Origin of the sequence: Caloramator sp. Dgby_cultured_2, assembly GCF_028872215.1 — a bacterium.
Classification (GTDB): domain Bacteria; phylum Bacillota; class Clostridia; order Clostridiales; family Caloramatoraceae; genus Caloramator; species Caloramator australicus.
This window is the reverse complement of sequence record NZ_CP118396.1, coordinates 387,911-405,587: the sequence shown is the minus strand read 5'-3', so window position 1 is coordinate 405,587 and position 17,677 is coordinate 387,911. Positions and strand designations below refer to the sequence as shown.

The following is a 17,677-nucleotide window of genomic DNA, read 5'->3' as shown; positions in this document are numbered from 1 at the left end:
CCTACTTTCTAAAAATTCTTGTGCTCAAAAGAGCCTTGCCAATTATCTCTTTATCATCCTCTGAAATCATTTCAACTTCAACCTTAGAATAGTTTTTGCTACTATCGATGCAACGTGCATAAACAGCTATATTAGTATCCAGTTGAACTGGTTTCATATAATAAACAGTAAATGAATCTACCGAGATATTAATATTATTATTGCATTTAAGAGCCATTAAACCTAATGTTGACATAATTAATGACAATGTATTCCAGCTTGCTGTTCCAAGTGGGCTTAACATTTCAGGCAATATTTTACCAACATATTTAAAACCATTATCTATTTCTTCAAAATTGAAATTTTTTAAAATCATGTCATCAATAGTTTCCCCTATCTGTGGTTGTCCGCTAATTTGCTGCAGCGCTGCAACTATATCTTGTCTACTGACCATACCTACAAGGCGCTTTCCTTCGACAACCGGCAAATACTTTACCCCATCCCAAATGGTAAGATGAGCAGCATATGCTACTGATGTCTTGTTGGTTACAAATATTACATTTTTATTCATAAATTTATAAACCTTTTCATAGTCAAAACCATCATGAGGTAAATCGTTTACTGAAATAACCCCAACTAATTTTTGGTGTTCATCAACAACAGGAAGTAAGTCATAATTAGCTTCCTTTATAATTCTTCTAGTTTTTCCTACATCATCTTGTGTTGTAACAAATGCAACATCTGTTTTCATTATGTCTTCAACAAGGATGATATCCTTTTGATTAGATTTTCCGCTAATGCCTTATTTATAAGGGCAGCCGTTGTAAAGGTATCGTAGGAACATGATATTATAGGCAGCTGCTTTTGATTGGCGTATTGCTTTATCTCATCGCTACATCCAAAGCCTCCTGTTATAAGGACAGCGCATTCTTTGTCAAGAGCTAATTTCTGAGCTTCTTCTCTATTACCTACTATTAACAAATTACCCGGGGACATATATTTTTCCATAGCATCAATAGTCATAGCACCAATCATAAATTTGTTTAATGTTTTATGGAGTCCCTCTCTTCCACCTAATACCTGTCCATCGACGATGTTCACAACTTCAGCATAGGTTAGTTTCTCTATATTTCTTTTAGTCATTTTTTCTATTCTAACTGTTCCAATTCTTGGAACAGCACTAACAAGCCCCATATTTTCTGCATCTTTTATTGCCCTGTAGGCTGTCCCTTCGCTAACATTAAGTTCATTTGCTATGGTTCTTACTGAAATCTTTGTCCCAATCTTTAAATTTGTAATATACTTAATAATCTCTTCATGTTTTGTCATGCCATCAACTCCTATTCATCCCTTAACTCCTCTGCTATCTTTTCTATTTTTCTCAATCTATGGTTGATTCCCGATTTTCCTATTGGTGGATTTAACATTTGCCCTAATTCCTTTAATGATATATCTGGATAATTTAATCTAAGTTCTGCAACCTCCCTTAAATTTGGTGGAAGCTTTTTAAGTCCTATCTTTTCCTGTATTAGTTTTATGGATTCTATTTGCCTTACAGCAGCATCGACAGTTTTATTTAGATTAGCAGTTTCACAGTTAACTAGTCTATTAACATTATTTCTCATCTCTTTATATATTCTTACATTTTCAAGTTCTAACAGAGCATTATGAGCTCCAATGATATTTAAAAGATCTATTATTTTATCCCCTTCTTTGATATAAACCACATAGCTGTTTTTCTTAAAATTATTTTTGCACCTAAATCAAAGGAGTTTAGAAGCTTCATTACATCTTCAGCTAGCTCTTGATTGTTTGATACAAATTCTAAATGGTAAGTTTTTTCAGGGTTACTTATTGAACCTGATGCCAAAAATGCACCTCGCAAAAATGCCTTCTTGCAGCAGCTTTTTTAATTAAATCCACGTTAATTTTATTATTAAACCCTATGGTACCATCATGATATTCCTTTAAAACACCTAAACTTTTTAAGATCTCATTGGAATTCATATCTGCAGAAACAACCACATAGTAAATATTATTTTTCTTTAATATATTATTTTTCTTTACCATTACATCTGCATGGACATCAAAAAGAGATTTTAATAGAGAAAAATCCTTCTTGCAATAGCAGGGTTTTCAGTTGTAACCTTAAAGCTTAGCCCCTGTTTTGCATTTATATTAATACTGCCGCTTAATTTAATAATTGCTGCAAGCTCAGCCATTTGGCAGCACTTCTTTTCATCAATAATTCTACTCAGTTCATTTTTTACTTCGGCAGAAAAAGACACCGTTACACCTCCTGCTTTCTCATCCTTATTCTTTCTGATAAATAAAAATAATCTACTATTCTCTTTTTATCCTTTGGGAAAACCTGCTTTAAGATAATTTTCATTATTGTTTCTGCAAGCTTTTTTGTGTTATGTCTTAAATACCCATATTTGTTAATATCAACAAGATCCTCTTCGATAACCTTAATATTTTCCGGTAAGTTTTTAATATCATTAACCACCATATATTGTCCATCTTTTTTATACTTTTCATAATAAAATTCCGGGACTTTACCGTTATTTGCAATAACAAATTCTACAAGGCCTTTACCACAATGTTTTTCAATGGCTTTAACATGCTCAGATAGAGTATAATCATCCGTTTCACCAGGTTGGGTCATAATATTAGATACATATATTTTTATAGCCTTTGACTTTTTTATCCTCTCCGCTATTTCTTTTATAACCAAATTAGGCAAAACGCTTGTATAAAGACTTCCAGGCCCAATTACAATACAATCAGCATTTTCAATAGCAACTAGTGCCTCTTCAAGGGGCTTGGGATTTATTGGTTCTAGAAAAACCTTATCGATTTTTGAACTTCTTTCTAAAACCTCATAAGGAATCTTAGATTCTCCCTTTATTATAGTTCCGTCATCAAGCTTAGCACACAGAGTAACATTCTCCAATGTAACAGGATAAACCTTTCCTTGAACAGCAAGAACATCGCTCATCTTTTTAATTGCTTCAAGGAAGTTACTTGAAATACCATTCATGGCAGCTATAAATAAATTTCCAAAACTTTGACCCTTTAAATCTCCATCCTTAAACCTATACTGCATTAGCTCCTCCATAAGAGGCTCCGTATTTGCTAATGCAACAAGACAATTTCTAATATCCCCTGGTGGTAGCATTCCTAAAGACTCCCTTAAAATTCCGCTTCCCCCACCATCATCAGCTACAGTAACAATTGCCGTTATATTTGATGTATATTCCTTAAGTCCCCTTAGCATTGTAGATAGTCCTGTTCCCCCACCAATCGCGACTATCCTTGGCCCTCTTATAAGAAGTCTTTGTTCATAGAGCTTTTCCTGAAAGTTTTTCTTAAGGCCATTTGATGTATTACATCCAACTAAAATAAGCATATTTTTAATTAGTAATTTTAACGAAATATAAAGTAAGATAATCCCAAGAATAATTATTAAAACGTTATAAAACAAATATATATTAAAATTATTTCTCATAATTAAAATATTTGAAAGTCCATAAGCTAAAATAAATAACCCAAGTCCCCAAGAAATACCCATCTTTTTAATTTAAGTCCAGGTCTAAACCAATCCCAAAAACTCATTTTCCTACCTCTCCTGATACATCCTTAGAAATATCTCTATGATTTATTAAAACAGTATGCCCATTGTCCTTGAGTCTTTTATAAACTTCACTTGCAAGAACTACAGATCTATGTCTTCCCCTGTGCATCCGATTGCTATGACTAACCTTGACTTTCCTTCTTTTATATAGTTAGGTATTAAAAACTCAAATAAATCAGTTACTTTTTCTAAAAATTCTTTGGCTTCGGTGCTACTTAAGACATATTCCCTTATATTTTCTTCTAATCCTGAAAATCTTTTTAATTCTTCTATATAATATGGATTTGGTAAAAATCTAACATCAAATACTATATCTGCATCAATAGGTATACCATATTTAAATCCAAAGGATTGAACAGAAATCACAAGACTTTCAAAGTTTTCTCCACTTACAAAGATCCTTTCAAGTTCTTCCCTTAGCTGTCTTGGCAAAAGATCCGATGTGTCTATAATATGCTTTGCTTGTTTTTTACCTCATTGAGCTTTAACCTTTCTTTTCTTATGGCTTCAAATATGTTTCCGTCGTGAGCTAAAGGATGATTTCTTCTTGTTTCTTTATATCTTTTTACCAGTATCTCATCCTTTGCCTCTAGGAATAATATTTCATAATTATAACCCATACTTTGCAACGACTTTAACGCCATGAAAAGATCGTTAAAGAATTCTCTTCCTCTAATATCAACAACTATTGCTATTTTTTCAATCTTGCCACCTGTTTGATAACATATTTCAGCAAATTTGGGTATAAGGGCAGGCGGAAGATTATCTATACAAAAATATCCAAAATCCTCTAAAAATCTTATAGTCTGAGATTTTCCAGCACCTGATAGACCTGTTACTATAACAAAATTCATTTAAAATCCCCCTCAAGATTCAATATTTATTATTCTATCAAATGGCAACCCGGCTCTTAATGCTATTGCTATCCCATCATCAACTTTGCCAACATCCTTAGGTTTATGGGCATCACTGTTTATAACAAAATTAACGTTTTCCTTCATAGCTATTTTAACATAATCAACATTTAAAAATCCATGACTGCTATTAATTTCTAAAAGCGTTCCCCTTTCTGCAGCAGCCTTTGCAATCTCACGAGTGTCTATATCAACCTTGGCACCTGGATGTGTAATTATATCAATATTATAATTTTTTATGGCCTTTACCATAGCAATTGTATTGGTTATTCTAGCATCTCTTTGAAGAGTGGGAACTATCCTAGACAGCTTATTTTTAAAATAAAGCTCCCTCCAATCCCTTACTCCTTTAAAAAGGCTCCATTATGAAAGCCTGCAAGAAGAACATCTAAAAGCGATATGACCTCATCATCGACATCCAGCTCTCCATCGACACTAATTATATTAGCCTCAATTCCAAGAAGTATTTCAATTTCTTTAAATTCTGTTTTTAGCCTCTCAATTTCATCCCTCATTTTATACAAATCCCTTTTACTAACCCCATAAAGCCAATGTCCAGGTCCATGATCGGCTATAACTATCTTTTTAATCCCTTATTTATTGCCTCAACAATATTATCCCTAATACTTCCTTTTCCATGACTATATTTCGTATGAGTATGATAATCCGCTATAACCCTCATATTCATCCTCCGTATAAGAAAATTACATTAATTATTATATCACATTTTTATTACAAAAATTATATAAATTAAGGCATGTAAGGTTAAGACTTACATGCCTTTTTTAAACTCTGTTATTACATATAAACATGTGAAAATAACCACAATACTTCCACCAGGAGATATATTTAGGTAAAAAGATAAAATAATTCCAAAGACAACAGAAAATAGCGAAATCAGCACTGAATATAGTTGAAGTTTTCTAAAGTTTGATACAAGTTTCATGGATATTGCTCCAGGGATAACTAATAGGGCTGAAATTAAAAATCCTCCTACGATTCTTAAGGAAATCCCAATAACAAGAGCAACTAAAATATTTAAAACAAGATTTAAAAGCTTTACATTAATTCCAGAAACATAAGCTCCATCCTCATCAAAGCAAATATATAAAAGCTCCTTTTGAAAAATCAGGATTAACAACACGGAAGGAATTGCAATTAATAAAATCAAAATTAAATCTGCCTGTGATATAGCAACAATACTTCCAAACAAATAATTCATTACATTTGCGGAGCTTTTTATCCTACTAAATATAATGGCTGAAAAGCCTAAAGAGGCCATTGTAATCATTGATAATGAAATTTCTGCAAATCCCTTAAATTCTTTTCGTAATCTTTCTAGTGCTATCGCAAAAATATTGTTATAACAAGAGCTCCAATAAGTGGGTTTATACCGATTAATAAGCCTAAAGCAACCCCTAAAATGGCACTATGGGATAATGTATCACCAATTTGTGAAAAGCGTTTTAACATAATATAATTTCCAATAAGTGGCGCTATAATGGAAATTATAATTCCAGCTATAAAAGCCCTTTGCATAAAAGCATATCTTAACATGCCAACACTTCCTTTAATCCGTAAGATATATTTGTTTGTATTTTTTGCTGAAAATTCCTTTGCACCACATATAGTTAAAATCTCCCCATCCTTCATGCAAACAACCTTATCTGCATAATCCTTTATTGCAAAAATATCATGGGTAACCATAACTATCGTTGTATTATTGTTCTTTTGTTCAAGTAAAAGATTATATAGGATTTCCTCTGATTTTGAATCTATTCCCACCGTAGGCTCATCCAATATCAATATTTCTGGCTCTGATATAAGAGCCCTTGCTATAAAAACTCTTTGCTGCTGTCCACCAGAAAGTTTACCAAGCTGTTTATCCTTCATTTCATATAAATCTAATTTTTTAAAATATCATCTGCCTTTTTAAAGTCCTCTTTGTTAAACCTCTTAAAAAATCCCTTTTGTGGGACTAATCCTAAAAGGACAGTTTCCTTAACACTGATAGGAAAAAGCTGATTAAAGCTTGAAACCTTTTGAGGAACAAAGGAGATTTTTCTCCTTTGTTCCTTATAATCTTCCCGTCCAAACAATTTTACTATTCCTTTATAAGGTTTATATACACCTGTAATAACATGAACCAATGTGCTCTTTCCTGAACCATTTGGACCTACTATAGTGCAAAGTTCTCCCTTTTCTATTTTCAAGTTTATATCCTTAAGAACAATTTTTTCCTCAAAGCCAAAAGAAACATCTATAAGCTCAATCATATACGACACCTTCATTCCTTTAATGCTTTTATAATATTATCTATATTCTTTTCCATAAGTGTAACATAATTTTCCTTTTCTTCAACATCCTGAGAGACAGCACCCATGCCAAATATTTCAAGTTTTTCTACCCCAGTCGCTTCAACAACCGGTCTTATTATGTTTTCATTTTCTGTCCTATCGAATAATATATATTTTATATTCTTTTCTTTAATAAAATCAATAACCTTTGCAACCTCATTTGGTGAAGGCTCCTCAACCTCCTCCTGCCCTGTTAAAGCTACCTGCGTTAATCCAAAATCCCTCGCTAAATAGCCAAAGGCAGGATGAGCAATTACAAAAACATCCCTTTTTAAATTAGCTTTTTCCTTTTCAAACTTTTCATTGATTCTTTCCATTTCAAATTTAAACTTATTAAAGTTTTCTTCATAATAATCTTTGTTAACAAAATCTATCTCTATCAATGTATTTTTTATGTTTTCAGCTATAATTATTGCATTTTTAGGTGACGTCCATACATGAGGATCCTCTTCTATTTTATTTATACCTTCGGATACCTCAACAACTTTAACATTGCTGCCCTCTGAAGCCTTTTTGCCCATTCATCGATATGCCCTATATAAAACACTGCTCTTGATTCCATCATTTCAGCAATATCCTGAGTTTGAGGTTCAAAGGAATGAGGTTCCGCAGTTCCTTTAACTATTCTTTCAACTTCTAATTTGTCTCCTGCAATAAATTTCGTTATTGAGTATACAGGATAAATAGTTGTGTATATTTTGTTATTCTGCTTAGTAACCTTTGAACAAGCAGAAAATAAAATCATCATTGATAAAATAATGACTGTAAAAAGCCTCTTCATACAATCACTCCTTCTTTTATTTTAAATCATATGCTAATTATACATAACATAGCAATATATGTCAAAACCATATAAAAAGGATGCTTAGTGCATCCCTTTTAAAACTTCTTTTAATGCTGATATAAATCTTTCATTTTGCTCCATCCTTCCAGTTGAAACTCTTATCCACCCTGGCATATCGAATAAATGTCCTGGCCTTACTATCACGCCTCTTTTAGGAGTTCATTGAATACCATCTTATCGTCAGCCTTTAAATCAACCATTACAAAGTTTGCTTGGCTTTCTATATATTCAAGTCCTATACTTTTAAATTCTTTATAAAAATACTCCCTTGATTTTTTATTAAGTTCCACGACCTTCCTTAAAAATTCTTTATCTTTTAATGCTGCAAGTGCTGCATTTTGGGCAATCAAGTTAACATCAAAGGGACCTACAACTGCATTTATATATTTTGCTATATTTTCATTTGCAATTCCATAACCAACCCTTAATCCTGCAAGTCCATAGGCCTTTGAAAAGGTTCTTAAAATAATCATATTGGGATATTTTCCAAGCAAAGGAATGGTTTGAGGATAATCTGGATCATCCACATATTCATAATACGCCTCATCCATTACAAAAATAACATCCTTTGGAATTTTATCTATGATGCTAAAAAGTTCATCCTTTTTTATAACTGGTCCGGTGGGATTATTTGGTGTGCAAAACCACAATATTTTAGTTCTTTCTGTAATAGCATCTACCATTTTTTCTACATCAAGTTTATGATTTTTCATAGGAATTTTTACAACATTCCCACCCATTATCTTTGTATTATCCTCATATCTTTGGAAGGAAACTTCACCCATTATGCTTTCATCGCCCGGATCGATAAAAATAGAGCATATCGCCCTTATAATCGAATCAGAACCTGTTCCTAAAAATATATTATCAGGTTTTACTCCTAATTCTTCAGCTAATTCCCTTTTAAATCAAAATTTGCAGCATCAGGATATAAATTAACTTGGTATGCTAATTCGTTTATTACCTTCGTAACCATAGGTGAACAACCTAAAGGATTTTCATTTGATGCCAATTTAATAATATCATTAAGCCCCAATTCTCTTTTACTTCATTAATTGGTTTACCTGCCGTATAAGGTTTTAGCCTTAAAACAGATTCTCTTAGTTTCATTGCCATCCCCCTATTTTTTAAATTTTCTTGACAATTTTAATTATCTCATTTTTCTTAATATTTTGCAAACAAAAAAATAGGAGCTATGCTCCTATTCACCTAGATATTTTACTTCTGTTTCAAGCATGACCCCAAACTTTTCATATACCTTTGTTTGGATTAGTTTAATAAGGTTTAGAACATCTTCACATGTAGCATTGTCAAAGTTTATTATAAATCCTGCATGCTTTTCTGAAACCATCGCACCGCCAACTTTAGCTCCCTTTAATCCTGCATCTTCTATAAGTTTTCCAGCAAAATATCCTTCTGGTCTTTTAAATACACTTCCTGCACTTGGATAATTCAAAGGCTGTTTTTCTGCTCTTCTCCTATTTAAGTCCTCCATAAGTGCCTTTATTTCATCAAAATTTCCCTTTTCTAATTTTAATTCTACTTCTAAAACTATATATTCATTTTTTGAACATTGCTAAACCTATATGCAAATTCCAACTCTTCATTTTTTAAATTCCTAACATTCCCTTCCCTATCTAAAACCATTACTCTTTCTACTATATCCTTCATTTCACCGCCGTAGGCACTCAGCATTCATAAAAACAGCTCCACCTATGCTCCCGGGTATTCCGGATGCAAATTCCATCCCCTTTAGAGAGTTTCTTAATGCCTCTGCTGAAACCTTTGCAAGGGATGCTCCTGCTTCTGAGATTACCCTTTCACCGATTACCTCAACTTTATTTAAACTTGTTGTTTTTATTACAACCCCTCTTATTCCCTTGTCCGAAACTAAAAGATTAGATCCGTTGCCTATTAAATAATATTTTATATTTTTCTTCCTTAAAAATTTTATTAAATCTACAAGTTCTTCTTTGCTATTTGGAATAACTAAAAAATCAGCAGGACCTCCAATTTTAAAGGATGTATGATTTTTCATCGGCTCATCTATTAAAACTTGTCCAGAACCTAATATCCTTTCAAGTTCGTTTTTTATATCCATCTTTTTTCTCAACTCCTTTAGTCCTTTACTATATAATATATTTAAACGAATTTAATGTAATTACCAACGTAAAGCCTTTGGAAAATAATTTTTTAAAATACCCTTTGACATCTTCCCCAGGATAAAGAATACCCATCAACATCAACAAGATACCAGCCATCCTCTAAATCAAAATTCAAGGTATAACCTTCGATATATTTATCCACTTCATTTGTTTTACTGGATAAACTAATATTTAATTTAGCTTCATGCGGCTTTAAAGATGCTGCTAAGGAATAGTCCGGCTCAAACCTATTCTTTTAAATTCACCAAGCAAAATCCCTGGCCTTAACACATTAAGGGGTGTAAAATCAAAGGAATTTTCCGGAAGATAATATAGTCTGTCTCCCCTCAAAAAAGTCTATCATCATCAAATTTTTTGTTAAGATAATTGTTTTCAAATTCCTTAAAGTCCGATATGTTCTGCTTTTTTATATTGGATTTTATCCTTTGAGGAGATTTTACCTCCCCATCTTTTTATAAAATAATGCCAAGAAGTGTCCTTCACCCTTTAGTCTGTGTGGAAAGAGCCTTGCTGTCTTTTTAAGTTCTTCGTTGCCTAAAATTTCAAAAACCCTTCTCTAAAACCATAGTTTTTTTCTATGTTAATAAGTTCAAATTCCTTATGTTTCTTTAAAAATTCATCTACTATGAATTCGTTCTCCTCAACAGAAAAGGTGCATGTTGAGTATATTATTAATCCACCAGGCTTTACCATTTTTGCTGCACTTTTTAATATTTCCCTTTGCATTGATTGATATCCTAAAACATTTTCCTCACTCCATTGGTTCAGAGCATCTTTGTCCTTTTTAAACATGCCCTCTCCTGAACAAGGTGCATCAACTATTACCTTATCGAAATACCCTACAAATACCTTTTCTAGCTCTTCTGGTGAATTATTTGTAACTATTGCATTTTTATGCCCATTCTTTCTATATTTTGAACAAGTATCTGTGCCCTTTTAAGCTTTATTTCGTTTGAAACCAAGAGACCCTCTCCATTTAAGTAACAGGCAGCCTGAGTGGATTTTCCCCAGGCGATGCACAAAGGTCTAAAACCCTTTCTCCAGGCTTAATGTTAAGCTGAGGTGTTACAGACATTGCGCTGGGCTCTTGAATATAGTAAAGTCCTGCAGCATGATATGGATGCCTTCCTGGTTTTTCTTCACTTATATAAAGTCCATTTTTGCCCATGGAACTTCTCCCTTTATCTCAAAGGGACATATCTTAAAAAATTCTTCATAGTCTATCTTTAAAGTATTTACTCTAATCCCTTGGTATCTATCTTCTTTGTAGCTTCCTAAAAAGCTTCAAATTCATCCTTCAAAAGAAATTTCATCCTATCTAAAAACCTGTCTGGCAGTTTCATCTAATTCTCCTCCAACGTTAAAAAGCTCTTTTTTCTTCCAAAAATTTTTTAAATCTTTCTACATCAGTAGTAATTACATATTTTTCATCTGCCCCAAGTTCCTCCAATAAAGAAACCGACTTGTCAAGCAATCCTACTTCATAGCAGATATGAGCATCGCTTCCTGTCGTTAAAAGGTTGCCATTTTCAAGGGCCTTATATGCTATTCTTTTGCAGTTTTCATAACTTCCCGGTCTTGATGTTGTAAAGGAACTGTTATTAATCTCAATTAGAACATTATATTCCTTTGCAGCCTTTAGAACCTCATCTATATCAATTTCAAAAATTGGGTTTCCAGGATGGGCTATCGCATGAACATATTTATTTTTAATTGCACCAATTAATGCCCTTGTATTATCCTTTACACTACCTGGACTTATGCATACATCATGCAAACTTGCTATTACAAAATCTAATTTGCTTAATCGTCCTTCATCAAGATCTATATTTCCTTCATAATCTATTATATTTAGCTCAACACCCTTTAAAACTTCAACCCCATGGATAAATTGAGGTATAACCTTCAAATTGCCAAAATGAAATTTATGAGGTCCTCCTGGCATGGCGGGGCCGTGATCTGTCATAGCTATTAATTTAATTCCCTTTTACTTGCCTCCAAACAATTTTCAATCAAAGTGCTGTAGGCATGACCACTCGCTATTGTATGAGTATGTGTATCTATTAAAGGTTTAATCAATTCAATCACCCCATTATAATCAAAAATAAACCTTTTATATTTTAACATCTAAAAGAGCTATCTTCAATGTTAATAAATTAACTGTGAAAATATTCATAAACCTTTTGTGCTATATTTTTATTCATACCCTTTACCATCATTAGCTCTTCAATTGTAGCATTTTTTATGTTTTCTATGCTTTTAAAATGTTTAATAAGTTCCATTTTTCTTTTCGGTCCAATTCCTTCAATTTCATCAAGTTCAGACTTAATAACGCTTTTTGATCTTAAGCTTCTATGATATTCAATAGCAAACCTATGAACTTCCTCTTGGATTTTATATATAAGTCTGAAGGCATTGGAATCCTTTAAAATAGAAATTTCATCACCATTAAAAACTAATGCCCTTGTCTTATGTTTTTCATCCTTAACCATCCCTGCAACTTCTATGTTAAGTCCGAATTCTTCTAAAACCTTCAACGCCACATTAACTTGACCTATCCCTCCATCCATTAGGATAAGATCAGGTAGTTTATTAAACTTATTTTTAGGGTTATCCTTATTTTTTATTTCTTCAAAATACCTATTAAACCTTCTTCTTAGAACCTCCTCTAGGGCATCATAGTCATTTTGCCCTTTGACGTTTTTTATTTTAAATCTTCTATACTCTTTTTAGCTTCCCTTCCGTTTTCAAATACAACCATAGAACCTACCATATCTACGCCACTAATATTTGAAATATCATAGGCCTCTATCCTAATTGGCAACTTTTCCAATCCAAGGATTGCTTTAAGCTCCTCAAGAGCACCAAAGGTTTTTGCCTTTCTTTTATTATTTTTGCCTTAACCTGATTAAGGGCTGCCTCTGCATTTTTTTAGCCATTTCAACAAGGTCTAATTTATCCCCCTTTTAGGAACCCTTATCTTTACTTTACTTCCTCTTTGCCTTGATAAATAAGACTCTATTATACTTATTTCTGGAATATCCCTCTGCAGAACAATATCCCTTGGAATGTATTCTTCACTTGTATAATATTGAACTATAAATTGTGATAAGAGCTCATCTATATCATCAGCATCTTTAAAGTAAAAGTTTTTACTACCTAAAAGCTTTCCACCCCTTATATAGAACATCTGAAGGCAGGCACCATTTTCATCCCTTGCAAGAGCTACAACATCCTCATCTTCAAGGGCCGATGATATAATCTTTTGTTTTTGCTGAATTTTCCTTATGGCATTTATTTGATCTCTATACTCTGCTGCTCTTTCAAATTCTAGGTTCTCTGATGCCTTTAACATTTTATCTTCCAATTCCTTAATTATTTCTTCATGTTTTCCATTTAATAGCTTAATTATACCTTCTATCATCTGCATGTAAGTTTCCCTTTTAACATCGCCTTTACAAGGTGCAAGGCAAAGCCCAATATGATAATTTAAACAGGGGCGCCCAACCTCAATCCCAAAACTAACATTTCTATTACATGTCCTAATCTTAAATAGTTTTTTATTAACATCAATGTTTCCTTTACAGCAGAAACATCGGTAAAGGGACCAAAATACTTTGCCCCATCCTTTTCAAGCTTTCTTACCATCAATACCCTTGGATATTCTTCATTTAGTGTCACTTTTATATATGGATAGTGCTTATCATCCTTAAGCAAAATATTATACTTGGGTTTATGTTTTTTATAAGGTTGCATTCGAGAATTAATGCTTCAAGTTCATTATCTGTTAATATATATTCGAATTCCTTGATTTGGCTTACCATAGCCCTAACTTTAGGATGTTGGTTTTTAGAGTTTTGGAAATACTGTCTTACCCTATTCTTTAAAGATACAGCCTTTCCTATATAAATTATTTCTCCATTTTCATCCTTCATTATATAAACTCCTGGGCTATCCGGAAGATTTTTTAGCGCCTCATTTATATCAAACATACTTCCACTCTCCTAAAATTATTTATTTTAATAATATTTCAGGAAGTTTAAAGGTAAGATAAATAAGGCCAATGGAGATTATAAGGCCTTCAAATAGATTGCCCCAAAAGGACCCTACTGCAAAGGTTATTGGCATTTTGTATTTTTTCTTTTAAAGGGATAAAAAGAGGAACACCTCTATTAGTAAACATATCAGCTATTAAATGTAGCCCATATCCTATAAAAAAGGCACTATATATTCCTTAAAACCATATATCCTTGCAGCATAACCAAAGGTGCCACCAAAACATAAAAGACCGGTTAAACTATGGGTTATTCCATTTCTATGGGAAGAAAAACCTGTTAAAACAAAAAATATCCCTATAGTTTCTACGTATTTTAAGTTTAAATAAAAAAAGTTTAAAAGCAAGAAAAATACCCCTAATGTAAAATATATCGTCGTCTTTACTGCTTTATTTTTAATAGGAAGTATATATTTATTCAAGAGAGCTTTAGGATGATCTATATCAGGCAAAAGGGAGGCTATAGCACAAACTAAAAGTCCTCCTAATGATAATTCTACCATCTTATACTGCGATAATGCTACTGCAGATATTACTCCAATCCCAACATGGGTTTTTCCCGTCATGTTAACTCCCCTTTATGTAAACTTTACCTATAGTATATACCAAAACTATCTATCGAACAAGTGTTTGTAGCTAAATTGTCTTATCAAAGAAAAAGGGAAGAGACAACCTCTCCCCCTTATTTAAAATATTCACTTACAAGCTCCCTTGCTATTTCAGCCGCTCTTTTACCGCCTGTTCCTCCTTTTTCAACGATTATTGCAAAGGCAATCTGTGGATTATTAACGGGTGCAAATCCAACAAACCATGAATGAGTTTCGCTGCTATTTGGAATCTCTGCCGTTCCAGTTTTACCTGCTATAACTATATTAGACAATTTTGCTCTAACGCCAGTTCCTTTGTTAACTACATCAATCATATATTCCTTTATCTTCTCAGCTGTTTCCTTGTCGATGGCCCTTGTTAAGACTTGAGGTTTCTTTCTTTCTAATACTACACCATACTCATCTTTAATTTCTTTTACTAAATATGGTTTCATCATTATTCCTTTATTAGCAATTGTTGCTGCAACAAGTGCCATTTGCAGTGGATTTGTTGCAACTCCATGCTGTCCTATTGCAGATTGAGCTAAAAGTGCTCTACTGTTTTTATCTTCTAAATTATATGTAGACTTTCTTATAGCTAAATCCTCAAGGACTATATCCTTATTAAATAAAAATTTTTCAGCTTCACGATTAAGATTATTAAATCCCAGCTCCATTCCTAAACTGCCAAAGGTAAAATTGCATGACTTAGTAAAAGCTTTCTTCAAATCTATTTTCCCATGGGCTTCTGAGTTAAAATCCTTTAGAACATAGTCCCCTATTTTTAGCTTCCCGGTGCATAGCCATTTCTCATTTTCTATGTTTTTGATGTTCTCCAGCGCGGCAGCTGCTGTAATTATTTTAAAGGTTGAGCCTGGTGGATAAAACCCTTGAGTTGCTCTATTTAAAAATGGATTCCCCTCAACATCCTTTTTATATTTTTTAAAATTTTTATCTATACTTTCAGGGTCAAAGGATGGCTTAGATACTAAAGCTAAAATCTCACCCGTCTTTGGATTTAATACAACAATTGCCCCTTTATCGCTACCGAGCAATTTATAGGCCCTATATTGAAGAGCATAGTCTATCGTCAGTGCAACGTTGCTTCCCCGCTTTTCACCTTCAAATGTTTGGGCAAACTTTCTAAAAATGCTCCCTAATAAATCGTAATAAAATGTTTTGCCTGAAAGAGCATCATTATATAAAAGCTCTATTCCTGTTTTGCCATAAATATAGCTATTATAACCTACAACGTGAGCAAATATTTCGCCATCTTTGTAGTATCTTTTTGGCCATCTCTGGTTCTCTTACTATATACTATCTGCTTCCCATTCCTGTCAAATATCGCTCCCCTCAAAACGTCCTCTTCGGATAATTTTATCCTTGGATTTGAACTGTCCCTAACAATATTTTCTGATAAATATAGATTAAAATAAGTTAAATAACCTATTATAACCAAAAAATTAAAGAAAAAAATACTATAAGAGCCTTTATATTTCTAAGAAGTTTTTCTTCATTCATCGCTATTCCCCACTTCTGAAATCTTTTGAAGTATCCCTATAGAAAGAAAACTAATAGTCATAGAACTTCCTCCATAACTAACAAATGGCAAAGTAATACCTGTAAGAGGAATCATTTTAGTAACTCCGCCAACTATAACAAATACCTGAAACGCAAACATGCTTGCTATACCAACAGCAACAAGTCTTGAAAAATCATCTTTAGCATAAAGGGCCGTCCTTAACATCCTATAAATTAAAAGAAGATATAATATAAGTAAGGCAATAGCCCCTAAAAGTCCAAACTCCTCTGATATGGCAGAGAAAATAAAATCCGTATGAACTTCAGGAATTACCTCTGGATGTCCTCCTGCAAGTCCCGTTCCAAACAAACCACCGCTTGCAATTGCAATTAAAGACTGGCATATCTGATACCCTGCACCATATTTATCCTTCCATGGATCTAGCCATATATTTACCCTTCTTTTAACATGATCAAACATAAAATAGCTTAAAAATCCACCAATGCCGAACAATCCTAAACCGGATAATATATAGCTAATTCTTGATGTGCCAATATAAAGCATAGTCATGAAAATACCAAAAACATAAGGGCTGATCCTAAATCCTTTTCAAGGACAAAAATGATTATAGATAAAACTACTGGAATAGAGTATCTCAAAACATCTTTATAGTCGTTTATTTTTTGATTACGCCGGATAAATAAAATATTATAAACAATTTCCCAAGTTCCGACGGCTGAAAGCTAAAAGAACCAATCTGAATCCAGTTTTTAGAACCTTTAATTTCCCTTCCCAAAAATAATGGTAAAGTTAGTATAATTATAGTTAAAAGGGCAAATGTCAAGGAATATTTTTCTAATCGTTTGATGTTGGGAAACAATAAAAGAACAAATATAAATACTGTAACACCAACTGCAAACCAAGCCATTTGCCTTACCGCCCTTTGAAGATCCAACCTATAAAGCATAACAAGTCCAAACTGAACAATAAAAGCCGAAATTATAAAAAGATATTTATCGACATTGGGATAAAATCTTTTGATTATAAAATGGCCATAGAAAATTAAAATAATAGAAAAAGCACCATAAATGAATGGAGCTATTTCAAAAGTTCCTCGATGTAGAGAAAGAATAAGAAATAATAAAATTATAATTAAATATATATTTTTTAGTATGGACTTTTCTAAATTAACCATAGAGCCATCTCCTATTCAAGAACTTTTAAGGATATCCTTCCTATATCGATTATATCGCCTTCTTCGATCTGTTCAATCTTATCTATTCTCCTCCCATTTACATATGTTCCATTAGTGCTGCCTAAATCTTCAATAAATAGTCTATCATCTTTTACGAATATCTTTGCATGGTTACCTGAAACATATGGATCCTTAATAACTAAATCGTTATCAAAGTTTCTTCCTATGCTCATAACTTTATGAATAATATATAGTGAGCCTTTAGTTATACCAATATCCTCAGGAGCATCATTAATTTCCAATGCAAATTCTTTTTATGAGCTTTTATCCTGTTTATACCCTTTAAATCCAAATACATTATCTTAATAATTCTAAAAATAACTAAATATATAAGTCCGATAACAATAAATTTTAAAATCATAG

General features: G+C 32.7%; 14 protein-coding genes and 12 pseudogenes. All 26 read right to left on the bottom strand.

The window, feature by feature from the left end; genetic code table 11:
• Position 1: 1 nt before the first annotated feature.
• Positions 2-1,308: pseudogene (locus PWK10_RS02710) on the bottom strand (DRTGG domain-containing protein).
• Positions 1,309-1,319: 11 nt separating this feature from the next.
• Positions 1,320-2,267 (bottom strand): annotated as a pseudogene (whiA, locus tag PWK10_RS02705) (DNA-binding protein WhiA).
• A 2-nt stretch (positions 2,268-2,269) separates the two neighbouring features.
• Positions 2,270-3,597, bottom strand: a pseudogene (locus PWK10_RS02700) (gluconeogenesis factor YvcK family protein).
• Positions 3,594-4,470, bottom strand: a pseudogene (gene rapZ, locus PWK10_RS02695) (RNase adapter RapZ). Before rapZ ends, PWK10_RS02700 begins: the two co-directional pseudogenes overlap by 4 nt.
• Before the next feature lie 12 nt (positions 4,471-4,482).
• Positions 4,483-4,782, bottom strand: coding sequence for a hypothetical protein (locus tag PWK10_RS02690; RefSeq protein WP_274767307.1), 300 nt, complete (start codon positions 4,780-4,782; stop codon positions 4,483-4,485).
• A gap of 89 nt (positions 4,783-4,871) precedes the next feature.
• The gene (locus PWK10_RS02685; protein ID WP_274767306.1) at positions 4,872-5,045 is read right to left on the bottom strand and encodes a hypothetical protein; all 174 of its coding nucleotides are present in this window, start codon (positions 5,043-5,045) and stop codon (positions 4,872-4,874) included.
• A 257-nt stretch (positions 5,046-5,302) separates the two neighbouring features.
• Positions 5,303-6,423: pseudogene (locus tag PWK10_RS02680) on the bottom strand (iron chelate uptake ABC transporter family permease subunit).
• Positions 6,424-6,434: 11 nt separating this feature from the next.
• Entirely contained in the window at positions 6,435-6,806 is a 372-nt protein-coding gene (locus tag PWK10_RS02675) for a metal ABC transporter ATP-binding protein (RefSeq protein ID WP_274767305.1), read from the bottom strand.
• An 11-nt stretch (positions 6,807-6,817) separates the two neighbouring features.
• Positions 6,818-7,632: pseudogene (locus PWK10_RS02670) on the bottom strand (metal ABC transporter substrate-binding protein).
• 120 nt (positions 7,633-7,752) lie between these two features.
• A complete protein-coding gene (locus PWK10_RS02660) occupies positions 7,753-7,875 on the bottom strand; it encodes a hypothetical protein (protein ID WP_274767302.1) in 123 nt (40 codons plus the stop codon).
• Positions 7,872-8,594 (bottom strand): pyridoxal phosphate-dependent aminotransferase, encoded by a 723-nt coding sequence (locus PWK10_RS02655; protein ID WP_342455681.1) that lies wholly within the window; start codon positions 8,592-8,594, stop codon positions 7,872-7,874. The genes PWK10_RS02660 and PWK10_RS02655 overlap by 4 nt, the downstream gene beginning before the upstream one ends.
• Positions 8,595-8,718: 124 nt before the next feature.
• Positions 8,719-8,841 (bottom strand): hypothetical protein, encoded by a 123-nt coding sequence (locus tag PWK10_RS02645; protein ID WP_274767300.1) that lies wholly within the window; start codon positions 8,839-8,841, stop codon positions 8,719-8,721.
• A gap of 91 nt (positions 8,842-8,932) precedes the next feature.
• Positions 8,933-9,832, bottom strand: a pseudogene (gene murB, locus PWK10_RS02640) (UDP-N-acetylmuramate dehydrogenase).
• Between the two features lie 92 nt (positions 9,833-9,924).
• On the bottom strand, positions 9,925-10,038 hold the full coding sequence (locus PWK10_RS02635; RefSeq protein ID WP_274767299.1) for a methyltransferase RsmF C-terminal domain-like protein: 114 nt from the start codon (positions 10,036-10,038) through the stop codon (positions 9,925-9,927).
• A 62-nt stretch (positions 10,039-10,100) separates the two neighbouring features.
• Positions 10,101-10,226: an RsmF rRNA methyltransferase first C-terminal domain-containing protein gene (locus PWK10_RS19355; protein ID WP_446715285.1), complete on the bottom strand. Its 126-nt coding sequence runs from the start codon at positions 10,224-10,226 to the stop codon at positions 10,101-10,103.
• A gap of 204 nt (positions 10,227-10,430) precedes the next feature.
• A pseudogene (locus PWK10_RS02630) lies at positions 10,431-10,790 on the bottom strand (SAM-dependent methyltransferase); the annotation flags it as partial.
• 82 nt (positions 10,791-10,872) lie between these two features.
• Positions 10,873-11,120, bottom strand: a pseudogene (locus PWK10_RS02625) (hypothetical protein).
• Between the two features lie 136 nt (positions 11,121-11,256).
• Positions 11,257-11,972, bottom strand: a pseudogene (locus PWK10_RS02620) (phosphatase).
• Positions 11,973-12,052: 80 nt separating this feature from the next.
• Positions 12,053-13,888 (bottom strand): annotated as a pseudogene (gene uvrC, locus PWK10_RS02615) (excinuclease ABC subunit UvrC).
• An 89-nt stretch (positions 13,889-13,977) separates the two neighbouring features.
• The gene (locus PWK10_RS19350) at positions 13,978-14,079 is read right to left on the bottom strand and encodes a hypothetical protein (RefSeq protein WP_446715284.1); all 102 of its coding nucleotides are present in this window, start codon (positions 14,077-14,079) and stop codon (positions 13,978-13,980) included.
• A 26-nt stretch (positions 14,080-14,105) separates the two neighbouring features.
• Positions 14,106-14,516, bottom strand: coding sequence for a metal-dependent hydrolase (locus PWK10_RS02610; protein ID WP_274767297.1), 411 nt, complete (start codon positions 14,514-14,516; stop codon positions 14,106-14,108).
• 116 nt (positions 14,517-14,632) lie between these two features.
• The gene (locus PWK10_RS02605) at positions 14,633-15,592 is read right to left on the bottom strand and encodes a peptidoglycan D,D-transpeptidase FtsI family protein (RefSeq protein ID WP_274767296.1); all 960 of its coding nucleotides are present in this window, start codon (positions 15,590-15,592) and stop codon (positions 14,633-14,635) included.
• A gap of 129 nt (positions 15,593-15,721) precedes the next feature.
• Positions 15,722-15,814: pseudogene (locus tag PWK10_RS19345) on the bottom strand (hypothetical protein); the annotation flags it as partial.
• Positions 15,815-16,050: 236 nt separating this feature from the next.
• Positions 16,051-16,623 (bottom strand): FtsW/RodA/SpoVE family cell cycle protein, encoded by a 573-nt coding sequence (locus PWK10_RS02600; protein WP_274767295.1) that lies wholly within the window; start codon positions 16,621-16,623, stop codon positions 16,051-16,053.
• Between the two features lie 112 nt (positions 16,624-16,735).
• The gene (locus PWK10_RS02595; RefSeq protein ID WP_274767294.1) at positions 16,736-17,254 is read right to left on the bottom strand and encodes an FtsW/RodA/SpoVE family cell cycle protein; all 519 of its coding nucleotides are present in this window, start codon (positions 17,252-17,254) and stop codon (positions 16,736-16,738) included.
• A gap of 11 nt (positions 17,255-17,265) precedes the next feature.
• The gene (locus PWK10_RS02590) at positions 17,266-17,556 is read right to left on the bottom strand and encodes an FHA domain-containing protein (protein WP_274767293.1); all 291 of its coding nucleotides are present in this window, start codon (positions 17,554-17,556) and stop codon (positions 17,266-17,268) included.
• Between the last annotated feature and the right edge of the window lie 121 nt (positions 17,557-17,677).

Bases quoted from the DNA above. Each gene is read 5' to 3' on its own strand.
- PWK10_RS02690 (WP_274767307.1), bottom strand. From the start codon at position 4,782: ATGGTAAAGGCCATAAAAAATTATAATATTGATATAATTACACATCCA.
- PWK10_RS02685 (WP_274767306.1), bottom strand. From the start codon at position 5,045: ATGAGGGATGAAATTGAGAGGCTAAAAACAGAATTTAAAGAAATTGAA.
- PWK10_RS02595 (WP_274767294.1), bottom strand. From the start codon at position 17,254: ATGGTTAATTTAGAAAAGTCCATACTAAAAAATATATATTTAATTATA.
- PWK10_RS02645 (WP_274767300.1), bottom strand. From the start codon at position 8,841: ATGAAACTAAGAGAATCTGTTTTAAGGCTAAAACCTTATACGGCAGGT.
- PWK10_RS02610 (WP_274767297.1), bottom strand. From the start codon at position 14,516: ATGACGGGAAAAACCCATGTTGGGATTGGAGTAATATCTGCAGTAGCA.
- PWK10_RS19350 (WP_446715284.1), bottom strand. From the start codon at position 14,079: ATGTTTACTAATAGAGGTGTTCCTCTTTTTATCCCTTTAAAAGAAAAA.
- PWK10_RS02675 (WP_274767305.1), bottom strand. From the start codon at position 6,806: ATGATTGAGCTTATAGATGTTTCTTTTGGCTTTGAGGAAAAAATTGTT.
- PWK10_RS02600 (WP_274767295.1), bottom strand. From the start codon at position 16,623: ATGCTTTATATTGGCACATCAAGAATTAGCTATATATTATCCGGTTTA.